Source organism: Magnetospirillum moscoviense, from assembly GCF_001650635.1.
GTDB lineage: Bacteria > Pseudomonadota > Alphaproteobacteria > Rhodospirillales > Magnetospirillaceae > Magnetospirillum > Magnetospirillum moscoviense.
In genome coordinates this window covers 1-718 of sequence record NZ_LWQU01000106.1, presented here as the reverse complement: position 1 = coordinate 718, position 718 = coordinate 1, and the positions used below count along the sequence as shown (strand labels likewise).

Annotated in this window: 1 protein-coding gene; it reads right to left on the bottom strand. The window is 64.8% G+C overall.

The window, feature by feature from the left end:
- Window positions 1-19: 19 nt before the first annotated feature.
- Window positions 20-373, bottom strand: a complete 354-nt coding sequence (locus A6A05_RS05645; RefSeq protein ID WP_216635757.1) for a hypothetical protein — start codon at window positions 371-373, stop codon at window positions 20-22.
- Window positions 374-718: the final 345 nt, after the last annotated feature.

Sequence of the window (718 nt, the reverse complement as noted above, 5' to 3'; positions counted from 1 at the left end):
CCGCCACCACCAACGCCAATCAGGCTGGCAGAATCTCAGAGCAAGGGCCGCTCGAACAGGCGGCCGTCACCGGGGGGATACTCTTGACCCGGTCGCCCGCCTTCATCGGGATCAGCGAGGCCGCGACCACCATGCAGTCGTGGCCGAGCGCGGTCAGTTGCCGGTGCAGGCCGTAGCCGCAGGGGCCGGCCTCGTAGCAGAAGTTCAGCCGTCGCTCGCCTTTGCCGAGCTTTTCCACCAGCTTGGCGATATGATCGGCGCGGTTCGGGATGGCGCCCAGTTGGCGCACTTCGCCGCCGCGCGCTCCCTCGGCAATGGCAACCGCCACCGTCGCCTTATGGACATCCAGCCCTACGAAGATGATATCGTTCATCAGGTCCGTCCCCCATGTCTGAGGCTCGGCGCCGGCCAGTCCGGCGCAACCCTCGATCGGGACATGCCGTGGGACGGACCGCCAGCCGTTTCATGGGGCGAACATAGGGTCTATAGCAGTAGGGCGGTATGGAAGGCAACTGCACCACCATGCCCATGGCGGCGTTATACCGGCGAACGCTCGATCTGACTCGGCGGGGCTTGCCAACCAGCGGCAACCATGAATCACTGGGGTTCCACCAGATACAGGGGGAACCATGTTCGGTAGGCTCAAGATATCGGAAAAGATGACGGCGGCGGAACTTCGAGTCTGGGCGCGTCGTTGCGGCAATGGCCGAGCGGCGGC